17 protein-coding genes and 2 tRNA genes are annotated in these 19,988 nt (G+C 42.3%); 18 read left to right on the top strand and 1 reads right to left on the bottom strand.

Annotation, left to right across the window (positions count from 1 at the left end):
* Positions 1 to 32: 32 nt before the first annotated feature.
* The 8 genes from bamJ to secF all read left to right on the top strand — a co-directional run bounded on the left by bamJ (position 33) and on the right by secF (position 10,902).
* Complete coding sequence (gene bamJ, locus AAEY94_RS05320) at positions 33 to 650, top strand: BamJ family beta-barrel-assembly machinery protein (RefSeq protein ID WP_101085769.1); 618 nt, start codon at positions 33 to 35, stop codon at positions 648 to 650.
* Positions 651 to 733: 83 nt separating this feature from the next.
* Positions 734 to 1,546, top strand: a complete 813-nt coding sequence (gene dapB / locus AAEY94_RS05315; protein WP_101085767.1) for a 4-hydroxy-tetrahydrodipicolinate reductase — start codon at positions 734 to 736, stop codon at positions 1,544 to 1,546.
* Between the two features lie 174 nt (positions 1,547 to 1,720).
* Positions 1,721 to 2,878 carry a glutamine-hydrolyzing carbamoyl-phosphate synthase small subunit gene (gene carA / locus AAEY94_RS05310; RefSeq protein WP_101085765.1) on the top strand — a complete coding sequence of 386 codons (1,158 nt, stop codon included), beginning with the start codon at positions 1,721 to 1,723 and terminating at the stop codon, positions 2,876 to 2,878.
* Between the two features lie 23 nt (positions 2,879 to 2,901).
* Complete coding sequence (gene carB / locus AAEY94_RS05305; protein WP_059746481.1) at positions 2,902 to 6,123, top strand: carbamoyl-phosphate synthase large subunit; 3,222 nt, start codon at positions 2,902 to 2,904, stop codon at positions 6,121 to 6,123.
* 230 nt (positions 6,124 to 6,353) lie between these two features.
* Complete coding sequence (gene greA, locus AAEY94_RS05300) at positions 6,354 to 6,830, top strand: transcription elongation factor GreA (protein WP_101085763.1); 477 nt, start codon at positions 6,354 to 6,356, stop codon at positions 6,828 to 6,830.
* 458 nt (positions 6,831 to 7,288) lie between these two features.
* A complete protein-coding gene (locus tag AAEY94_RS05295) occupies positions 7,289 to 8,026 on the top strand; it encodes a hypothetical protein (protein WP_350977778.1) in 738 nt (245 codons plus the stop codon).
* Positions 8,027 to 8,162: 136 nt separating this feature from the next.
* Positions 8,163 to 9,974 (top strand): protein translocase subunit SecD, encoded by a 1,812-nt coding sequence (gene secD / locus AAEY94_RS05290; protein ID WP_350977775.1) that lies wholly within the window; start codon positions 8,163 to 8,165, stop codon positions 9,972 to 9,974.
* A 4-nt stretch (positions 9,975 to 9,978) separates the two neighbouring features.
* Complete coding sequence (secF, locus tag AAEY94_RS05285; protein WP_350977772.1) at positions 9,979 to 10,902, top strand: protein translocase subunit SecF; 924 nt, start codon at positions 9,979 to 9,981, stop codon at positions 10,900 to 10,902.
* Positions 10,903 to 10,969: 67 nt separating this feature from the next.
* Here secF and yhbY read toward each other — a convergent pair whose 3' ends face one another.
* Positions 10,970 to 11,269 (bottom strand): ribosome assembly RNA-binding protein YhbY, encoded by a 300-nt coding sequence (gene yhbY / locus AAEY94_RS05280; RefSeq protein WP_011636455.1) that lies wholly within the window; start codon positions 11,267 to 11,269, stop codon positions 10,970 to 10,972.
* A 90-nt stretch (positions 11,270 to 11,359) separates the two neighbouring features.
* Here yhbY and rlmE point away from each other — a divergent pair, with 90 nt between their 5' ends.
* The 10 genes from rlmE (at position 11,360) to nusA (ending at position 19,978) form a co-directional block, all read left to right on the top strand.
* Positions 11,360 to 11,989: a 23S rRNA (uridine(2552)-2'-O)-methyltransferase RlmE gene (gene rlmE / locus AAEY94_RS05275; RefSeq protein WP_101085754.1), complete on the top strand. Its 630-nt coding sequence runs from the start codon at positions 11,360 to 11,362 to the stop codon at positions 11,987 to 11,989.
* A 45-nt stretch (positions 11,990 to 12,034) separates the two neighbouring features.
* On the top strand, positions 12,035 to 14,008 hold the full coding sequence (ftsH, locus tag AAEY94_RS05270) for an ATP-dependent zinc metalloprotease FtsH (RefSeq protein ID WP_101085752.1): 1,974 nt from the start codon (positions 12,035 to 12,037) through the stop codon (positions 14,006 to 14,008).
* 123 nt (positions 14,009 to 14,131) lie between these two features.
* A complete protein-coding gene (gene folP, locus AAEY94_RS05265) occupies positions 14,132 to 14,911 on the top strand; it encodes a dihydropteroate synthase (protein ID WP_502959384.1) in 780 nt (259 codons plus the stop codon).
* Between the two features lie 54 nt (positions 14,912 to 14,965).
* The gene (gene glmM / locus AAEY94_RS05260; protein WP_011636459.1) at positions 14,966 to 16,303 is read left to right on the top strand and encodes a phosphoglucosamine mutase; all 1,338 of its coding nucleotides are present in this window, start codon (positions 14,966 to 14,968) and stop codon (positions 16,301 to 16,303) included.
* Positions 16,304 to 16,442: 139 nt separating this feature from the next.
* Positions 16,443 to 17,225, top strand: a complete 783-nt coding sequence (tpiA, locus tag AAEY94_RS05255) for a triose-phosphate isomerase (RefSeq protein ID WP_011636460.1) — start codon at positions 16,443 to 16,445, stop codon at positions 17,223 to 17,225.
* Between the two features lie 4 nt (positions 17,226 to 17,229).
* Positions 17,230 to 17,565, top strand: coding sequence for a preprotein translocase subunit SecG (gene secG / locus AAEY94_RS05250; protein WP_059746473.1), 336 nt, complete (start codon positions 17,230 to 17,232; stop codon positions 17,563 to 17,565).
* A 13-nt stretch (positions 17,566 to 17,578) separates the two neighbouring features.
* Positions 17,579 to 17,665: transfer RNA gene (locus tag AAEY94_RS05245), tRNA-Leu, on the top strand.
* An 81-nt stretch (positions 17,666 to 17,746) separates the two neighbouring features.
* Positions 17,747 to 17,822 (top strand) — tRNA-Met (locus AAEY94_RS05240).
* Between the two features lie 169 nt (positions 17,823 to 17,991).
* A complete protein-coding gene (gene rimP / locus AAEY94_RS05235; protein WP_041413431.1) occupies positions 17,992 to 18,447 on the top strand; it encodes a ribosome maturation factor RimP in 456 nt (151 codons plus the stop codon).
* A gap of 31 nt (positions 18,448 to 18,478) precedes the next feature.
* Positions 18,479 to 19,978, top strand: coding sequence for a transcription termination factor NusA (gene nusA, locus AAEY94_RS05230; protein WP_101085745.1), 1,500 nt, complete (start codon positions 18,479 to 18,481; stop codon positions 19,976 to 19,978).
* Positions 19,979 to 19,988 lie beyond the last annotated feature (10 nt).

Here is a 19,988-nt window from a genome sequence, read left to right as displayed (position 1 = left end):
GAATTTTTTATGTTTATTGAGAGAAAATTATTATGTCAGATTTGTTCAGCACTATGGAACAGCATGCTAGCTACGGTGTAGGTCGTCAAATGGGCGAGCAACTAGCAGCAAACTCTTTTGAAGGTATTGATATCCCTGCTGTTCAGGCTGGTCTTGCTGATGCATTTGCCGGTAAAGAAAGCGCAGTATCAATGGAAGAGCTTCAAGTTGCATTTACTGAAATTAGTCGTCGTTTACAAGAAGCACAAGAAGCTGCTGCAGAAGCTGCTGCCGCTGAAGGTGATACATTCCTAGCTGAAAACGCTAAGCGTGACGGTATTACGATAACTGAGTCTGGTCTTCAATACGAAGTGCTTGTACAAGGCGACGGTGAAACACCAACGTATGATTCAACCGTACGTACTCATTACCATGGTACTTTCATCAGTGGTGATGTGTTCGACAGCTCTGTTGCTCGTGGCCAACCTGCTGAATTCCCAGTATCTGGTGTTATCGCTGGTTGGACTGAAGCATTACAGTTAATGCCAGTTGGCACTAAGCTAAAATTATATGTCCCGCATCACTTGGCTTACGGTGAGCGTGGCGCGGGTGCTTCAATCCCGCCTTATTCAGCTTTGGTCTTCGAAGTTGAATTGTTAGAAATTATCTAGTTGTTAAAAACGCCTAAGTTAACTTAGGCGTTTTTGTATATGCTGTTTGTGTGTTTACCTTTAGTTAACACTGGGAGAATGAAATGACTGCAAAAGTGAGAATTGCTGTAGTTGGTGCCAGTGGCCGTATGGGCCGTACACTGATTGAATCTGCTAAACAGCAACAAGTCATAATACTTGGCGCAGCTATTGAACGTACAGGTTCAAGTTTAATCGGTATTGATGCTGGTGTACTTGCTGGTGTTGGCGCGATGAATGTTGCCATTACCGATTCACTGGATAAAGTGGTTGACGACTTTGACGTATTAATTGATTTTACGTCACCTGAATCTTCCATTATTCATCTCGATTGGTGCGCAAAAAATCACAAAGCTATTGTCATTGGTACCACAGGTTTTAATCATGCTCAAAAAGAGCAAATTGGTGCCTATTCAGAACAAGTGCCAGTGGTATTAGCGCCTAATATGTCTGTCGGTGTTAACGTGATGTGGAAGTTGCTCGCACTGGCTACAGAGGTGATGGGTGATTATACCGATATCGAAATAATCGAAGCGCATCATCGGCATAAAAAGGATGCACCGTCAGGTACTGCACTTAAAATGGGTGAAATTATAGCCCAAACATTAGGTCGTGATTTAGACCAATGTGCGGTATTTGGGCGTGAAGGTATTACTGGTGAACGTGATCCTAATACCATAGGTTTTGCAACGGTTCGTGCTGGTGACATTGTCGGTGAACATACCGCAATGTTCGCTGACATAGGCGAACGGCTGGAAATAACCCATAAAGCATCGAGTAGAATGACCTTTGCTAATGGGGCAATGAGGGCGGCTTTTTGGCTCTCCGATCAAAATGCAGGTCTGTATGACATGCAACAAGTATTAGGATTGAACTAGATAATAAAAACACCATTCGTTGGTGTTTTTTTTTGAAAACAATCCTACAAAATATAGACGTAAAAACGAATTTCTTATACAATCGCTAGAATTTGTCAAAATTTCGTAATTTATCGAAAATTGGTATTTTAGTGCAAAATAAAAACACATAATTTTAAGTGGCTTGGCTCTTTTCTGGAGGTCGCGTTGACACAGTCTGCCTTACTCGTACTCGAAGATGGATCAGTATTCTCTGGCACCGCAATTGGTGCTACCGGTATCTCTGTTGGTGAAGTGGTATTTAATACTTCAATGACAGGTTATCAAGAGATCCTTACAGATCCTTCATATTCACGCCAAATAGTAACATTAACCTATCCTCACATCGGTAACACAGGTACTAATGATGAAGACACAGAATCGGATTCGGTTCATGCATGTGGCTTAATTATTCGTGACTTACCGCTTATGGCGAGTAATTTCCGCAACCAACAATCATTAAGCGATTATTTAAAAGCGAATAATGTGGTTGGTATTGCTGATATTGATACCCGCAAACTAACTCGAATTTTGCGTGAAAAAGGCGCCCAAGCCGGTTGTATTATGGTCGGCGACCTAGATGAAGCGAAAGCTCTGGCAGCTGCGAAAGCGTTCCCAGGTCTAAAAGGCATGGATTTAGCCAAAGAAGTGACCACCGATAAAGCTTATACATGGCGTAACGGTAGCTGGAAATTAGTCGGTGGTTTACCGTCTGAAACACCAGCAGCGGAACTCAAATATAAAATTGTCGCGTACGATTACGGTGTAAAACGTAATATTTTACGTATGTTGGTTGACCGTGGTTGTGATGTGACGGTAGTGCCTGCTCAAACATCTGCTGCAGATGTCCTTGCCATGAACCCTGATGGGGTCTTCCTATCAAATGGTCCTGGCGACCCTGAGCCATGTGATTATGCTATTACTGCTATCCAGCAAATATTAACAACTGATATTCCAGTGTTTGGTATTTGTTTAGGCCACCAGTTACTTGCATTAGCCTCTGGTGCGAAAACCTTAAAAATGAAGTTTGGTCACCATGGTGCAAACCATCCAGTGAGCAATGTTGAAAATGGTCGCGTGATGATCACCAGTCAAAACCACGGTTTTGCTGCTGATGAAACCACATTGCCAGCAAACATCAAGGTGACGCATAAGTCGTTATTTGATGGTTCGTTACAAGGTATTCACCTAACGGATAAGCCAGCATTTAGCTTCCAGGGACACCCTGAAGCGAGTCCTGGGCCAACCGATGCCGCACCGCTGTTCGATCATTTCATCGAGCTAATTGAACAATACCGTCAGCACGCCAAGTAGTTATCTGGGAGAAGACAGAAGCAATGCCAAAACGTACAGATATAAAAAGTATTCTTATCCTAGGTGCCGGTCCAATTGTTATTGGCCAGGCGTGTGAGTTTGATTATTCAGGTGCGCAAGCTTGTAAAGCACTTCGTGAAGAAGGCTATCGCGTTATTCTGGTTAACTCTAATCCAGCAACGATTATGACCGACCCTGAAATGGCCGATGCAACCTATATCGAGCCTATTCATTGGGAAGTGGTACGCAACATCATCGCCAAAGAACGTCCAGATGCAATTCTACCGACGATGGGTGGACAAACTGCACTGAACTGCGCGCTTCAGCTTGAAGCACAAGGCGTACTAAAAGAGTTTAATGTTGAAATGATTGGTGCGACAGCGGATGCGATTGATAAAGCTGAAGACCGTAGTCGTTTCGACAAAGCGATGAAATCCATTGGTTTAGACTGCCCGCGTGCGGGTATTGCTCATAACATGGATGAAGCGTATGGCGTATTAGATATGGTGGGCTTTCCCTGTATCATTCGTCCGTCTTTCACCATGGGTGGCAGCGGCGGTGGTATTGCCTACAACAAAGAAGAGTTTGAAGAGATTTGTTCTCAAGGCTTGGACTTGTCGCCAACTAACGAATTATTGATCGATGAATCATTAATTGGTTGGAAAGAATATGAAATGGAAGTGGTTCGTGATCGCAACGATAACTGTATTATCGTGTGTACTATCGAAAACTTCGATGCGATGGGTGTTCACACCGGTGACTCAATTACCGTTGCACCGGCACAAACGCTAACCGATAAAGAATATCAATTAATGCGTAACGCTTCTTTAGCGGTACTGCGTGAAATTGGTGTTGAAACCGGTGGCTCAAACGTACAATTTGGTATTTGTCCTAATACTGGCCGTATGGTTATTATTGAGATGAACCCACGTGTATCACGTTCATCTGCTTTAGCCTCTAAAGCAACCGGTTTCCCGATAGCTAAAATTGCTGCTAAGTTAGCGGTTGGTTTTACGCTTGATGAGCTTAGCAACGACATTACTGGCGGTAAAACACCAGCGTCGTTCGAGCCTGCAATCGATTACGTTGTGACTAAAATCCCCCGTTTTAACTTTGAAAAGTTTGCCGGTGCAAATGACCGTCTAACAACCCAAATGAAATCTGTGGGTGAAGTAATGGCCATTGGCCGTACTTTCCAAGAGTCATTACAAAAAGCGTTACGTGGCCTTGAAGTGGGTCGTAACGGTTTTGATTCTCTGGTTGATTTACAATCACCAGAAGCGATGCAACGTATCCGTCATGAATTAAAAGAGCCAGGTTGTGACCGTATTTGGTATATAGCCGATGCATTCCGTGCTGGTTTAAGTCGTGATGATATCTTCACTCTGACTAACGTTGATCACTGGTTCCTCGTTCAAATCGAAGATTTGGTTACCCAAGAAGCGAAAGTCGCTGAGCTTGGTATGTCAGGTTTAGAGCAAAACTACTTACGTCAATTAAAGCGTAAAGGTTTCTCTGATTTACGTTTAGCTGATGTGTTAGGTGTGAGTGAAGGCGAAATTCGTAAACTACGTCATCGCCATGAAATTCATCCGGTATACAAGCGTGTAGATACATGTGCTGCTGAATTCTCAACTGACACGGCTTACATGTACTCAACGTACGAAGAAGAATGTGAATCTAACCCATCGAACCGTGACAAAATCATGATTTTGGGTGGTGGCCCTAACCGAATTGGCCAGGGTATTGAGTTCGATTATTGCTGTGTCCATGCTGCATTAGCATTACGTGAAGACGGTTATGAAACCATCATGGTTAACTGTAACCCTGAAACGGTATCAACCGACTACGATACATCTGACCGCTTATACTTTGAACCTGTAACGCTAGAAGACGTACTCGAGATTGTGCGTATCGAAAAGCCAAAAGGTGTAATCGTCCAATACGGTGGCCAAACTCCGCTTAAACTCGCGCGCGAATTAGAAGCCGCAGGCGTACCGATTATTGGTACCAGCCCTGATGCGATTGACCGTGCAGAAGACCGCGAACGTTTCCAACAAGCCATTCAACGTTTGAACATGAAGCAGCCAGAAAATGCGACAGTGACAACAGTTGAAAGTGCTGTGATAGAAGCGGAAAAAATAGGTTATCCGTTGGTTGTACGTCCGTCTTATGTGTTGGGTGGACGTGCGATGGAAATCGTATACGACAAGCAAGATTTACTACGCTACTTCAATGAAGCGGTTAAAGTATCTAATGCATCACCAGTATTACTTGATCACTTCTTAGATGATGCGATTGAAGTGGATATCGATGCAGTGTGTGACGGTGAAACTGTGGTGGTTGGCGCCATTATGGAGCATATTGAACAAGCAGGAGTTCACTCTGGTGACTCAGGTTGTTCATTACCACCTTACACCTTGAGTGCTGATATTCAGGCCAGAATGCGTGACCAAGTGTCTAAACTGGCTTTTGAATTAGGCGTGATCGGTTTAATGAACGTGCAGTTTGCGGTAAAAGATAACGAAATCTATATGATTGAAGTTAACCCGCGTGCCGCTCGTACAGTACCATTTGTGTCTAAAGCGACAGGCGTGCCGTTAGCTAAAATTGCAGCTCGAGTGATGGCTGGCCAAAGCTTAATTTCGCAAAACTTTACTAAAGAAGTGATTCCACCATATTTCTCGGTAAAAGAAGTGGTATTACCGTTTAATAAGTTCCCAGGTGTTGACCCGCTATTAGGCCCAGAAATGCGCTCAACCGGTGAAGTCATGGGCGTGGGTGATACTTTTGCTGAAGCTTATGCCAAAGCACAGCTTGGTGCTACATCTGAAGTGCCTAAATCGGGCCGTGCGTTATTATCTGTGCGTAACAGTGATAAAAAACGCGTTGCCGATTTAGCTTCTAAGCTGATTGAGCTAGGTTATGAAATTGATGCCACTCATGGTACCGCGATTATTTTAGGTGAAGCAGGGATTAATCCTCGCTTAGTTAACAAAGTGCATGAAGGTCGTCCACACATTCTTGATCGTATTAAAAATGGTGAATATACCTACATTGTTAACACCACTGAAGGTCGTCAAGCAATTGAAGACTCACGTCAGATCCGTCGTGGAGCATTGCGCTATAAAGTGAATTACACTACGACATTAAATGCTGCCTTTGCGACGTGTTTAGCGCATTCTGCAGATGATCGTATCAAGGTGACGTCTTTACAAGAGTTACACAAACGCATCAAAAGCTAATTTTATGGTGCGTTAACGATTAAGGTCGCCTTTTGGCGACCTTTTTTATGACATTTTGATGATGGATGACTAGCAAGTCTGTAAAAGCTTAGGTAAGCTGTCTGCCATCATCGAAAAGATGCATCCTAGATACGCACGCTAAGTCGATTGCGTACTTCCAACTGAATTTTTACTGTGTTGACTTATCGTCAGCACGGGATGCTTTTGTTTTTAAAGGAGACAAAGACATTATGAGTAAGGTCCCAATGACTGTAGTTGGCGCTGATCAATTACGTAAAGAACTTGAATTGTTAAAGTTCGATCGCCGTCCAAAAATTACTGAAGCAATTGCTTCAGCACGCGAATTAGGCGATTTAAAAGAAAATGCTGAATATCATGCAGCCCGTGAAGATCAAGGCATTTGTGAAGCACGTATTCGTGACATCGAAGGCAAGTTATCTAACGCTCAAATTATTGACGTCACAAAGTTAGAAAATACTGGCCGAGTCATTTTTGGTACAACAGTAACTATTTTGAACATAGATACTGATGCTGAAGTGACGTATCGCATAGTCGGTGATGACGAGGCGGATATTAAGCAAAATTTAATTTCTGTTAATTCACCTATTGCACGTGGATTAATTGGTAAAAGTGAAGGCGATGAAGTATCGATTACCACTCCAGGTGGATTGACTGATTATGAAATCATAACGGTTAAATATCTTTAAGTATTGTGAATAATCGAGTGTGCCTTTTTCTTAACCATTTGTTTTAGTTATTGTATTAAACTAACTGCTTAAGCATTTATCATACTTTTATGCACAACCCAATACCGATATAATGGCCACTAGCCAGACATCGCACTAAATAGAATACTGTTTAGTGCTTTTTTATATCCATCGTAGAGTTAATGCATGTGCTAGATATGATAGAACATGTAAAAAAATTCATTTGCAGATTAAAGGTGCAATAGATATTATCGTTTAAGTTTACATTGTTGTTACATTTTACTGTATGAGCAATAATATTCTTTGAACAATCTGTTAGAAAATCGTTTAAAAACTAATTTGTTAGATTACTTTATTAGGCAGTGTTGTTAGATGATTTTATTAGATAGTGTTTTTGACATGTTAATTTTAGAATTTTGAATTTTAGAAATTGTGTAGCTTGATTAAATAAGGTCATTATGACGTTTCCATGGGCTCGTATACTACTAATGCTGGTAATTGTGGGGTTGTGTTCAATCTTCCTCCTCAATAGCCGTGTGTTAGTTTTAGCATCGATGCCATTTGCTTCGTCTACTTCTTATTCTTGTTCATATAATGTGGATTCGCTGACAGATGATCGAATTTGTGAACAACCAATAAGTTCAGCCCCTGTTGATATCACCTTGGCGTCAGTTAAATCAATAGACAGTTCAATCGACAATTTAGCCAATAATTTAGTCAATAATTTAGAAAATAATTTAGAAAATAATTTAGAAAATAATTTAGAAAATAATTCAGCAGATAGCACAATTGATACTCTCGTTAACAGTCAAGTAGATTCAAATCAACTAACTGCGTTAACCAATACGCTTATTGATGTTAATAGCACATTGTTGGGCTACGTTGGCGAACCTTCATCAACAAACCCAGTCTCTGAACGTTCGGTTTCTGAGAATTCTAGTTCAAACGATATTCATTTTGTTCCTACCTATTCAGCGCGTTACCTCAGTATTGTTCAATATCAATCGGATGAATCAAAACCTAATTATCTATTGGCCTATGAATTTGTTTCTCCGCCAGTACCAAGTTTAACCATAGGCTATCAAATTAACTTTAGTCCGCAATTGGACTGGGTATTATCAACGGCTTCAGCCCCTTCAAGACTTTCCGCTTGGAAAGAGTCTAATCTACTTTTCGTTCACACTCACACCTGTTAACTACATTATATTGATTAAAAATGTCATTAGCCTTGCTAATGAGTTTTGCTGTGGGTAGATGAATGGGGTCAATACCTATCATCACTCACGTACATTTTTATCGAGGTTTTACCCCGATGTAGTGAGATCAAGTGTTATGAAATCAAAATCGAATACCAAACCGTTAAATCAATATGCTCAGTGGAAATACTGGCTATTAATTAGCACACTCATCATCTTATTTATGAGTGCTTTGCCATCTTGGTATGGTGAAGACCCTGCCGTACAACTTGCCGTTAAACCGACTCAATCGCTAACAGTGGAACAAATTCACTATGTGCTACAACAAGCGGGCATAAATAGTAAGCGTATCGAACAACAACAAGATAATTTACTTGTGGTGTTAGATAATCCCGATATGCAAACCCAAGCTAAAAAGACTTTAGCACAACAGTTTGAACACCAAGCTCAAGTGACCTTAGCGTTAGCTCCAGCAGCGCCGGATTGGTTGTTAAATTTCGGCGTTAAACCGATTAAGCTAGGTTTAGATTTACGCGGCGGAGTGCAGTTTCTACTGGATGTAGATCTTGATTTAGTCTTTCAAAACCAAGCCGTATTAGTGAGTGATGCTGTAAAGCAATTTGTCAGAGAACAACATATCAGCGGTGTAATGGTGCGCTTTGGCGTTGGTCCTGAACTGACAGTTAACAGCGCCAGTGATGATGCTCTTGGACAAATAAGACAATTTATTGCTCAGCAATACCCTCAATGGCATGTCACTGGGCATCAACAAACTCTGAATATCAGTCTGTCTGAAAATGACCAGCTCAAATTAACCAATTTAACGGTACAACAAAACTTACAAATCATGCGCAGTCGTATAGAAGAGCTTGGTATTACCGAAGCGTTAGTTCAACGTCAAGGAGAGCATCGTATTCGAATTGAGTTACCTGGAGTGCAAGACCCTGCTACCGCTAAAAATGTTATCGGCGCGACCGCTAGTTTGGCATTTTATCCTGTGGTGCAGGCAGACTCTGCCAACGCGGTTGTGATGAATGATGAGCATAATGAGCCAGTATATGTGTCAAAAAAACCCGTACTCGGTGGCGATCATATTATTGATGCTCGAGCCACTACTGGCGATTTTGGTATGGCGAAAGTAAACATCAGTCTTGACGCTGCAGGTGGCAAGTTAATGTCTGATTTTTCGCGAGATAATATCGGTAAACCTATGGCAACAGCTTATAGCGAATACAGCCGTGATGAACAAGGTAAAGCCAAACAAACCACTAAAATTATCAGTGTTGCAACCATTCAGAGTCAACTCGGTAACCGCTTTGAAATCACTGGAGCAGGTAGCCATCAAGAGGCGCAGCAATTAGCTTTGTTATTAAGAGCCGGCTCTATGACTGCACCTGTAACCATAGTGGAAGAACGTACTATTGGGCCTAGTTTAGGGGCCGAGAATATTGTTAATGGTTTTGCTGCTCTAGCCTTAGGTTTATCGGCTACATTACTGTTTATGGCTTGTTGGTATCGCCGTTTAGGTTGGGCTGCAAATATAGCGTTAATCGCCAATTTGGTGATGTTATTTGGATTGTTAGCGCTCATTCCTGGAGCGGTATTGACCTTACCAGGTATTGCCGGGTTAGTGCTTACTGTCGGTATGGCAGTCGATACTAACGTACTTATTTTTGAGCGAATAAAAGAAAAGCTTGCGGAAGGTCGTAGCTTTGCCAATGCGATTGATGTGGGATTTGATAGTGCGTTTTCAACCATTTTTGATGCTAACTCCACCACGATGATCACCGCAGTGGTGTTATTTTCGATTGGTAATGGCCCTATTCAAGGCTTTGCGTTGACCTTAGGTTTGGGGTTATTAACCAGTATGTTTACCGGTATTTTTGCTTCACGCGCATTAATCAACTTAGTTTATGGTCGTGACACTCGTCGCGCTATTAAGGTGTAATTTTATGAACTCAACTCAAACAAATTATTCAACAGACAAGCTCAAATACTTAACTAGGTGGCGTTATGCATCGAGTCTGATTTCGATTGTATTAATGCTGTTATCGTTAACCGCGATAGGAATAAAAGGGTTTAATTGGGGCTTAGATTTTACCGGCGGTGTGGTCACAGAAATTCAAGTGGATCATCACATCACTGCCAGTGAAATACAGCCATTAATGATTGCAGCATATCAACAAGAGGTCAGTGTTATTTCAGCCAGCGAACCAGGCCGTTGGGTATTACGATATGCCAATATACCTGATGAGAATCAACGCCCAGAACTGGCTGAAGTATTGGCGCCATTAAAGACTGACATCAACGTGTTAAATAGCAGTATCGTCGGACCACAAGTAGGCCAAGAGTTGGTTGAACAAGGCAGTTTAGCTTTATTAGTCGCCATGCTATGTATTATGGGGTATCTAAGTTTTCGCTTTGAATGGCGTTTAGCGTCAGGTGCACTGTTTGCTTTGGTACATGATGTAGTATTTGTGTTGGCTTTTTTTGCGTTAAGCCAAATGGAATTTAATTTAACTGTATTAGCCGCAATAATGGCAATTTTGGGGTATTCACTCAATGATTCAATTATTATTGCGGACAGGATCCGGGAGCAGTTAGTGGCTAAACCACAGTGGAATATAACTGACATTAACAACTTAGCAATTAAATCAACCTTTTCCAGAACTATGGTCACTTCAGGAACTACATTGATAACGGTTGTGGCTTTATGGATTCTGGGTGGGGCACCGCTTGAAGGTTTTTCTATCGCGATGTTTATTGGTATTTTAACCGGTACTTGGTCATCGATTTCAATTGGTTCTACCTTGCCTGAGTTTCTAGGCTTAAAGGCAGAGCATTATCAAGTTATCCCAATACCTGATCATCCCTGATTAACGATAATTCATCTCCAATAAAAAAGCCGCTGTATTCAGCGGCTTTTTATAAAAGGGTGCGAAATTATTTGGCTTTAGGCAAAGCAATTTTCATTTCAGCCGAATGACGGAAAATAACTAACACATGACCGATAAGTTGCACTTTCGTAGACTGGGTTTCACGTACAATGGCGTCAACGATGGCATTTTTTAGCTCTCTGTCTGCAGAGGCTACTTTCACTTTAATCAATTCATGATGTGTAAGAGCGCTATCAATTTCAGCCAGAACACCTTCAGTTAGTCCATTGCCACCAAGCAGCACCACTGGTTTTAGACTGTGCGCCAGACCTTTTAAATGCTGTTTTTGTTTGGTTGTTAAGTTCATTTGTACCAACTTTTGCTGAGTTACTGTTGAAAAACGGGTATTCTACCCTTATATAGAGCTTATGTAACTCTGAATCGTTGCGGAATTTAAATGACAACCAAAAAACGTACGGCGAGCTCAACTCGCTGGATGCAAGAACACTTTGATGATCACTATGTGAAATTAGCCCAAAAACGAGGCTTACGTTCACGAGCAGCATTCAAGTTAGAAGAGATCCAACAAAAAGATCACTTAATAAAACAGGGTATGACAGTAGTTGACTTAGGTGCTGCTCCTGGTGGTTGGTCACAAGTGGCTGTTAAACTTACTGGCGACAAAGGTAAAGTGATTGCTTGTGACATTTTACCGATGGATCCTATTGTTGGCGTTGATTTTCTTCAAGGTGATTTTAGAGAGGATAAAGTGCTGCAGGCATTGCTTGAGCGAGTAGGTCAAGATAAAGTGGATGTGGTACTATCAGATATGGCTCCGAACATGAGTGGTTCGGGTGCTGTAGATCAGCCAAGAGCTATGTATTTAGTTGAATTGGCGCTAGATATGTGTCATCAAGTGTTGACGCCTAACGGCTGTTTTGCTGTTAAAGTCTTTCAGGGGGAGGGCTTTGACGACTACATAAAAACAGTCAAACAGGCATTCAAAGTAGTAAAAACCCGTAAACCAGACTCCTCTAGAGCGCGCTCTCGAGAAGTCTATCTAGTGGCGACTGGTTACAAGTTGTAGTAGTCTAAAGTTAATAATCGCAGGACTGTTAAGAGGTCGAGTAATTTGAGTGACATGGCTAAAAATTTAATACTCTGGGTTGTCATCGCTGTTGTGCTGATGTCAGTTTTCCAGGGTTATTCCCCCTCTTCTTCGAATTCGCAGAAGATGGATTATTCCGCCTTTTTGGACAATGTTCGAAATGGTCAAGTTAACAAGGTCGAAATAAAAAGCGATCAACGAACTATTGAAGGGACTAAACGTACCGGCGAGAAGTTCACCACAATTATGCCTATATATGATCAAGATTTAATCAATGATCTTCAAACTAAAGGTATTGACTATAAAGGCCAAGAAGCTGAAGAATCTGGTTTCTTAACTCAAATCTTTATTTCATGGTTCCCAATGTTACTGCTAATTGGAGTATGGATATTCTTCATGCGTCAAATGCAAGGTGGTGGCGGTAAGGGCGCAATGTCATTTGGTAAGAGTAAAGCCAAATTGATGAGCGAAGATCAAATTAAAACCACTTTTGCAGACGTCGCTGGTTGTGATGAAGCAAAAGAAGAAGTGAAAGAACTGGTTGATTATTTGCGTGACCCAACTAAGTTCCAAAAATTAGGCGGCCGTATTCCTACGGGCGTGTTAATGGTTGGGCAACCAGGTACAGGTAAAACCTTGCTAGCGAAGGCTATTGCTGGTGAATCTAAGGTGCCATTCTTTACTATTTCAGGTTCTGATTTTGTGGAAATGTTTGTCGGTGTTGGTGCATCTCGTGTGCGTGACATGTTTGAACAAGCTAAAAAATCTTCTCCTTGTATCATCTTTATCGATGAAATTGATGCTGTAGGCCGCCAACGTGGCGCTGGTGTTGGTGGTGGTCACGATGAGCGTGAGCAAACATTAAACCAGTTACTGGTTGAGATGGATGGTTTCGAAGGTAATGAAGGCGTTATTGTCATTGCGGCAACTAACCGTCCAGACGTACTCGATTCTGCATTACTTCGTCCAGGTCGATTTGACCGCCAAGTCGTCGTCGGTTTACCAGACGTGCGTGGTCGTGAACAAATCCTTAAAGTACACATGCGTAAAGTACCTTTGTCAGACGATGTTAAAGCAAGTGTTATTGCCCGTGGTACCCCAGGATTTTCTGGTGCAGACTTAGCAAACCTTGTTAACGAAGCTGCGTTGTTTGCTGCTCGTGGTAATCGTCGTGTAGTCGGTATGGAAGAGTTCGAGCGTGCTAAAGACAAAATCATGATGGGTGCTGAGCGCCGTTCTATGGTGATGTCTGAATCGGACAAAGAGATGACGGCTTATCATGAAGCCGGACATGCTATTGTTGGTTGCTTAGTGCCAGAACATGACCCTGTACATAAAGTGACCATTATTCCGCGCGGTCGTGCATTAGGTGTGACGTTCTTCTTACCTGAAGCTGATGCTGTTAGTCAAAGCCGTCGCAAATTAGAATCACAGATTTCAGTTGCTTACGGTGGACGTTTAGCCGAAGAGCTTATTTACGGAAGCGAACAAGTCTCTACCGGCGCTTCGCAAGACATTAAATACGCGACATCAATTGCACGTAACATGGTTACGCAATGGGGTTTCTCTGACAAGTTGGGTCCTTTACTCTATGCAGAAGAAGAAAACGAAGTTTTCTTAGGTCGCAGTATGGGTAAATCAAAGGCTATGTCAGGTGATACAGCGTCATTAATTGATTCAGAAATCAAAATGTTTATCGATAAAAACTATCAACGTGCACAAACCATGTTGACAGAAAATATGGATATCTTACATGCGATGAAAGACGCACTGATGAAGTACGAAACGATTGATTCGTTGCAAATTGACGATTTAATGCATCGCCGTGAAGTGCGTATGCCAGCTGAATGGCAAAAAGATGAATCATCTGACGATAAAGATAATGGCAATACCACGCCTAAATCTGAAATTGAAACGCCAGTGGATGACGCTAAAACCGACGCTAAAGTCGATAATAAAGCCGATACTAATGATGCGGATGAATCACCAGCTAAATAAATAATTTAGTGAATAAAGAAAACCCCGCAAGGGGTTTTCTTGTTTTTAATCTACTGTAGGAAAATACCATTGTTTCAATTAACTCATGCCAATAAAACGCTCGACTTGTCAGCCCCTGTAGTAATGGGAATTGTAAACGTGACACCAGATTCGTTTTCTGATGGTGGCGAATACATCGATTTCGAACAAGCTTGTCGACATGTTGATTATATGGTTGAACAAGGTGCATTAATTATAGACGTCGGCGGTGAGTCTACTCGCCCTGGGGCAGCAGAGGTTTCTGTTGAGCAAGAGCTCGCACGGGTTATTCCTATTATTGAATATACTGCAAAAACACACGACGTATGGATTTCGATAGACACTAGCAAACCTGAAGTGATGGAACTGGCGGTAAATGCCGGTGCTAATTTGATTAATGATGTGCGCGCATTACAAATGCCTGGGGCTTTAGCAATGGCTGCGACGTTAGATGTGCCAATTTGCTTGATGCACATGCAGGGCGAGCCAAAAACAATGCAAAATAAACCTGAGTATCAGGATGTGATTGATGAGGTTGCCGCTTTTTTTGAATTGCGTATTGCTTACTGCGAAGCAGCCGGAATTGAGCGCGAACGTTTAATTCTTGATCCAGGTTTTGGCTTTGGCAAAACTTTAGCGCATAATTACCGCCTGTTAGCTGCGTTGCCAAAATTGCATGAGTTTCACTTACCTTTACTGGTGGGCTTATCACGTAAAAGCATGATGGGTGACCTGTTAGCGCGTGATACCGATCAACGTCTTGCGGGTAGTCTCGCAGGGGCATTGATTGCTGCTCAGCAAGGTGCGCATATTATACGTGTCCATGATGTACCCGAAACTGTCGATGTACTTAAAGTGATGTCAGAAACAATGGCCTACTTGTAGTGGCAGCGGCACAATAACGTTATAAGTACAGTGAAATCACTTAAGTAGGGATCTGTGAAACAAAGAAAATTTTTTGGAACCGATGGTATTCGCGGCAGAGTCGGGGCGGGTAAAATGACCCCTGAACTGGCATTGAAGCTCGGTTGGGCTGCTGGACGAGTATTGTCTCGAAATGGCACTCAAAAAGTGATTATTGGTAAGGATACCCGTATTTCAGGTTACCTATTTGAATCGGCGTTAGAAGCTGGATTATCAGCTGCTGGATTAAACGTGTTATTACTTGGCCCAATGCCGACCCCTGCAGTGGCTTATTTAACTCGTACTTTTCGTGCAGAAGCTGGTGTGGTAATTAGTGCTTCGCATAATCCTTACTATGACAACGGTATCAAGTTCTTCTCTACCGATGGCAGTAAGCTTGATGATGCAATTGAATTAGAAATTGAGGCTGAACTTGAAAAGCCGTTAGTGTGTGTAGAGTCCCACTTATTAGGCAAAGCTCGTCGAATTGAAGATGCTGCAGGGCGTTACATCGAATATTGTAAAGGGAACTTTCCTGCCGACCAAACTCTTGAGGGCTTAAAAATTGTCGTCGATTGTGCTCATGGTGCAACGTATCATATTGCCCCTAATGTATTCCGTGAATTAGGTGCTGACGTGATTGCTATTGGCGATAAACCCGATGGACTCAATATCAATGATAAGGTTGGCGCAACGTCAATGGCTAAGATTTGTGAGACTGTATTGGCTGAAAAAGCTGATTTAGGGATTGCATTAGATGGTGACGGTGATCGTATTATGATGGTTAATCGTCATGGTGAAGTAGTCGATGGCGATCAGATCCTGTATATTTTAGCGGTAGATGCTCAAAAACGTGGTATTTTAAAAGGTGGAGTGGTCGGCACCTTAATGTCTAATTTAGGTTTAGATTTAGCGTTGCAAGCACTTGATATTCCTTTTGTTCGCTCTAAAGTCGGTGACAGATATGTCATGGAAATGCTGAGGGAGAATGAATGGCGTATAGGTGGTGAAAACTCTGGTCATATTCTCAACCTAGATCATGGTACTACCGGTGATGGTATTGTTGCAGGTATTTTAGTGTTAGCAGCGATGCGTCGTCAAAATGCGTCGCTTGAACAATTAACAGAGCCGATGAAGATGTTGCCTCAAGTATTGGTTAATGTCCGCTTTGAAGGGGACTCTAATCCGTTAGATACCGATGCGGTGAAATCTGCGCAAGCCGATGTTGAGTTGCAATTAGGTGCTCGCGGACGGGTTTTATTACGAAAGTCGGGTACCGAACCGTTAATCAGAGTGATGGTTGAAGGTGATGATCATCCGCAAGTGCTTGCACATGCAAATCGTATTGCTGACGCGGTAAAGGCAGCATGTTAATCATTTGAATATTCAGATATGTTGTTGCTCGCTTAAAAAGTAGACGCTTCGACACTTTATGTGAAATATTCCCCTTTTAGCTCTTGTAACTTGATAAGTGGTTCGCTATTATTCACGCCGCTTTCAGAGGAGACAGTGAATGGCACTCAGACGTCCTATGGTCGCTGGCAACTGGAAAATGAATGGTAATTCAGCACTAGCAGAAGAACTATTTAAGAAGTTTGCTACAAAGCTCCAAAATGATTCCGCTGAAGTGGTTTTATGCCCGCCTTCAATTTATCTTGAAAGTGTTAGGCAGCTGCTTGAAGCCAATAAGCAAACCTTAGATGGTGCGCTTGTTAGAATGGGTGCACAAAATCTTAGTCAACATGATTTTGGTGCATATACCGGCGAAATATCCGGGCAGATGCTAAAAGATTCTGGATGTCGATATGTTATTATCGGCCATTCCGAACGTCGCCGTATGTACGGAGAGACGAGTAATATCGTGGCAGAGAAGTTTGCCGCAGCACAAAAATATGGTCTGACACCGATTTTATGCGTAGGTGAATCAGGGCCAGCTCGTGAAGCAAGACGTACCTTTGAGGTGATTGCGGAAGAGCTTGATATAGTAATTGAAAAAAACGGTACCATGGCTTTTGATAACGCAATTATCGCCTACGAACCTTTATGGGCTGTAGGGACAGGTAAAAGCGCAACACCAGAACAGGCACAAGAAGTACATGCGTTTATTCGCAGTCGCCTCTCTGAAGTATCTCCCTTTATTGGTGAGAATATCAGAATTCTATACGGTGGTAGCGTCACCCCAAGCAATGCGGCAGATATATTTGCCCAGCCTGATGTTGATGGTGGTCTGATTGGCGGTGCAAGTTTGAACTCAAGTGAGTTTTTAAGTTTATGTACCATAGCAATGAGCGCGTAATTATATGTACGAAGTTCTGATAGTTGTATACTTGGTGGTAGCTTTAGGTCTTATTGGCTTAATTTTAATTCAACAAGGAAAGGGTGCCGATATGGGCGCATCTTTCGGAGCCGGTGCCTCAGGCACTTTATTTGGCTCAAGTGGATCAGGTAATTTCCTGACTCGCAGTACTGCAGTATTAGCCATTGGCTTTTTTGCATTAAGTTTAGTGATTGGTAATTTAAGTGCTAATCACACTGAGCAAAATGATCAGTGGAAAGATTTAGGTCCAGCAGCAGAGCAAATCATTGATGATGCGCCTGTTCAGACCGAACAGTCAGAAACGAAAATTCCTGACTAGTATACCAGGTGTCGCCGAGGTGGTGGAATTGGTAGACGCGCAGCCTTGAGGTGGCTGTGTCTTAACGGACGTGCGGGTTCAAGTCCCGCTCTCGGCACCAGATTTAAACTAACAAATCATGGATTGAGTTTGATTAGTTATTGCAAGATATAGTGTAAATCAATATACTTGCATCAGTTGACGCGGGGTGGAGCAGTTGGTAGCTCGTCGGGCTCATAACCCGAAGGTCGTCGGTTCAAATCCGGCCCCCGCAACCAGCTCCTTGTGATTTAATTTCGTAAGAAAATAAATCACAATTTACAGGTTTTATAATAAAATAACCTCGTGATTACGGGGTTTTTTGTTATATGAACTTTTAAATATCCGTGTTAGATGCGGGTTGCAATGGGGCTATTAGCCCTTTTTTTGTTTTTTTGGGGGTCATTTTTGGCAACAATAGAATCCAAGCTAGTTGAAATGTTAACAGTACCTGTTGAAGCTCTAGGCTTTAAACTATGGGGCATTGAGTATATTCAAGCTGGTCGTCACTCAATTCTTCGTGTGTTTATTGATCACGAGAATGGCATCAATATTGAAGATTGTGCAGAAGCCAGTCGTCAAGTTAGCGCAGTTATGGATGTTGAAGACCCTATTTCTACAGAATACACATTAGAAGTATCTTCACCTGGCGTAGATAGACCGTTATTTACCGCCGAGCAATATAGAGCTTATATAGGTGAAGAAACAAAAGTACAATTGACTATGCCTGTTGCCGGTAGTCGTAATTTAAAAGGCGTCATCAGTAGTGTTGATGGGCAAATGCTCACTATCACCGTTGATGGTAAAGACTTGATTGTTGCTTTGGATAATATCCGTAAAGGCAACGTTATAGCTAAGTTTTGATAGTTTCAGGTGAAGAACGAGGCAAGACCAAATGAATAAAGAGATCCTGCTAGTCGCAGAAGCGGTTTCCAATGAGAAAGGCCTTCCGCGCGAGAAAATTTTCGAAGCGCTAGAAATTGCACTGGCTACCGCAACAAAGAAAAAATATGAAGGCGATATCGAAGTTCGCGTTGCTATTGATCGTAAAACAGGCCATTACGACACTTTCCGTCGTTGGATGGTAGTTGACGATAAAGGCGAAGCTTTGGAAAATCCATACAGCGAAATTACGTTTGAAGCCGCTCGTTATGAAGAACCAGAGATTCAAGTGGGTGAGTTTATTGAAGATCAAATCGACTCAGTTGCATTTGACCGTATCACCACACAAACCGCGAAACAAGTTATCGTACAAAAAGTACGTGAAGCTGAACGTGCACAAATTGTTGAACAATTTATTGAACGTGAAGGTGAGATTGTTACTGGTGTTGTTAAGAAAAGCACCCGTGAAAGCGTAGTTGTTGATTTAGGTAACAATGCTGATGGCGTGTTATTTAAAGAAGATTTAATCAGCCGTGAATCTTTCCGTCCTGGTGACCGTGTGCGTGCATTATTGTACTCTGTACGTCCAGAGGCACGTGGTGCGCAGTTATTTTTAACCCGCAGTAAATCTGAAATGTTAATTGAACTGTTTCGGGTTGAAGTACCAGAAATTTACGACGAATTAATCGAAGTAATGGGTGCCGCTCGTGATCCAGGCGCTCGTGCTAAAATCGCTGTCAAATCAAATGATCGTCGCATTGACCCTATTGGTGCTTGTGTTGGTATGCGTGGCGCACGTGTACAAGCCGTATCAAACGAATTAGGTGGCGAGCGAGTCGATATCGTGTTGTGGGATGATAATCCTGCACAATATGTGATCAATGCCATGGCGCCAGCTGATGTTGCATCTATCATTGTGGATGAAGACAACCACTCGATGGATATTGCTGTAGAAGCTGACAGTTTGGCACAGGCTATTGGTCGTAATGGCCAAAACGTACGTTTAGCCACTCAACTTACTGGTTGGGAACTAAACGTAATGACAGTTGAAGACATGAACAAAAAACACCAAGCCGAAAGTGCAAAAGTGATTGATTTGTTTGTAGCTTATCTGGATGTAGATAAAGATTTTGCAGCCGTATTGGCTGATGAGGGATTCACTTCGCTAGAAGAGATTGCTTATGTCCCAGAATCTGAACTATTAGCAGTAGAAGGTTTCGACGAAGGAATCGTTGAAGCATTACGTGAACGTGCAAAGGCGGCAATCTCTACAAGAGCATTAGCGTCGGAAGAAGCGTTAGATGGTGCAGAGCCAAGTGATGATTTACTAGCATTGGAAGGATTAGAAAGACATTTAGCTTATGTTCTTGCGAGCAAAGGCGTAGTGACTTTAGAAGACTTGGCCGAGCAAGGTATTGACGATTTAATTGATATTGAAGAATTAACAGAAGAAAAAGCAGGCGAGCTCATCATGGCTGCCCGCAATATCTGTTGGTTTGGCGAAGAAGCATAAGTCGATCAAC

The organism is Shewanella sp. AC34-MNA-CIBAN-0136 (assembly GCF_040309945.1).
Classification (GTDB): domain Bacteria; phylum Pseudomonadota; class Gammaproteobacteria; order Enterobacterales; family Shewanellaceae; genus Shewanella.
Note: the sequence above shows the minus strand (reverse complement) of the source record. Positions and strands in the feature narration are given on the sequence as shown.

Bases quoted from the DNA above. Each gene is read 5' to 3' on its own strand.
- tpiA (WP_011636460.1), top strand. From the start codon at position 16,443: ATGGCACTCAGACGTCCTATGGTCGCTGGCAACTGGAAAATGAATGGT.
- dapB (WP_101085767.1), top strand. From the start codon at position 734: ATGACTGCAAAAGTGAGAATTGCTGTAGTTGGTGCCAGTGGCCGTATG.
- yhbY (WP_011636455.1), bottom strand. From the start codon at position 11,269: ATGAACTTAACAACCAAACAAAAACAGCATTTAAAAGGTCTGGCGCAC.
- folP (WP_502959384.1), top strand. From the start codon at position 14,132: ATGGGAATTGTAAACGTGACACCAGATTCGTTTTCTGATGGTGGCGAA.
- nusA (WP_101085745.1), top strand. From the start codon at position 18,479: ATGAATAAAGAGATCCTGCTAGTCGCAGAAGCGGTTTCCAATGAGAAA.
- AAEY94_RS05295 (WP_350977778.1), top strand. From the start codon at position 7,289: ATGACGTTTCCATGGGCTCGTATACTACTAATGCTGGTAATTGTGGGG.
- rlmE (WP_101085754.1), top strand. From the start codon at position 11,360: ATGACAACCAAAAAACGTACGGCGAGCTCAACTCGCTGGATGCAAGAA.
- bamJ (WP_101085769.1), top strand. From the start codon at position 33: ATGTCAGATTTGTTCAGCACTATGGAACAGCATGCTAGCTACGGTGTA.
- greA (WP_101085763.1), top strand. From the start codon at position 6,354: ATGAGTAAGGTCCCAATGACTGTAGTTGGCGCTGATCAATTACGTAAA.
- carB (WP_059746481.1), top strand. From the start codon at position 2,902: ATGCCAAAACGTACAGATATAAAAAGTATTCTTATCCTAGGTGCCGGT.
- secD (WP_350977775.1), top strand. From the start codon at position 8,163: ATGAAATCAAAATCGAATACCAAACCGTTAAATCAATATGCTCAGTGG.
- secG (WP_059746473.1), top strand. From the start codon at position 17,230: ATGTACGAAGTTCTGATAGTTGTATACTTGGTGGTAGCTTTAGGTCTT.
- secF (WP_350977772.1), top strand. From the start codon at position 9,979: ATGAACTCAACTCAAACAAATTATTCAACAGACAAGCTCAAATACTTA.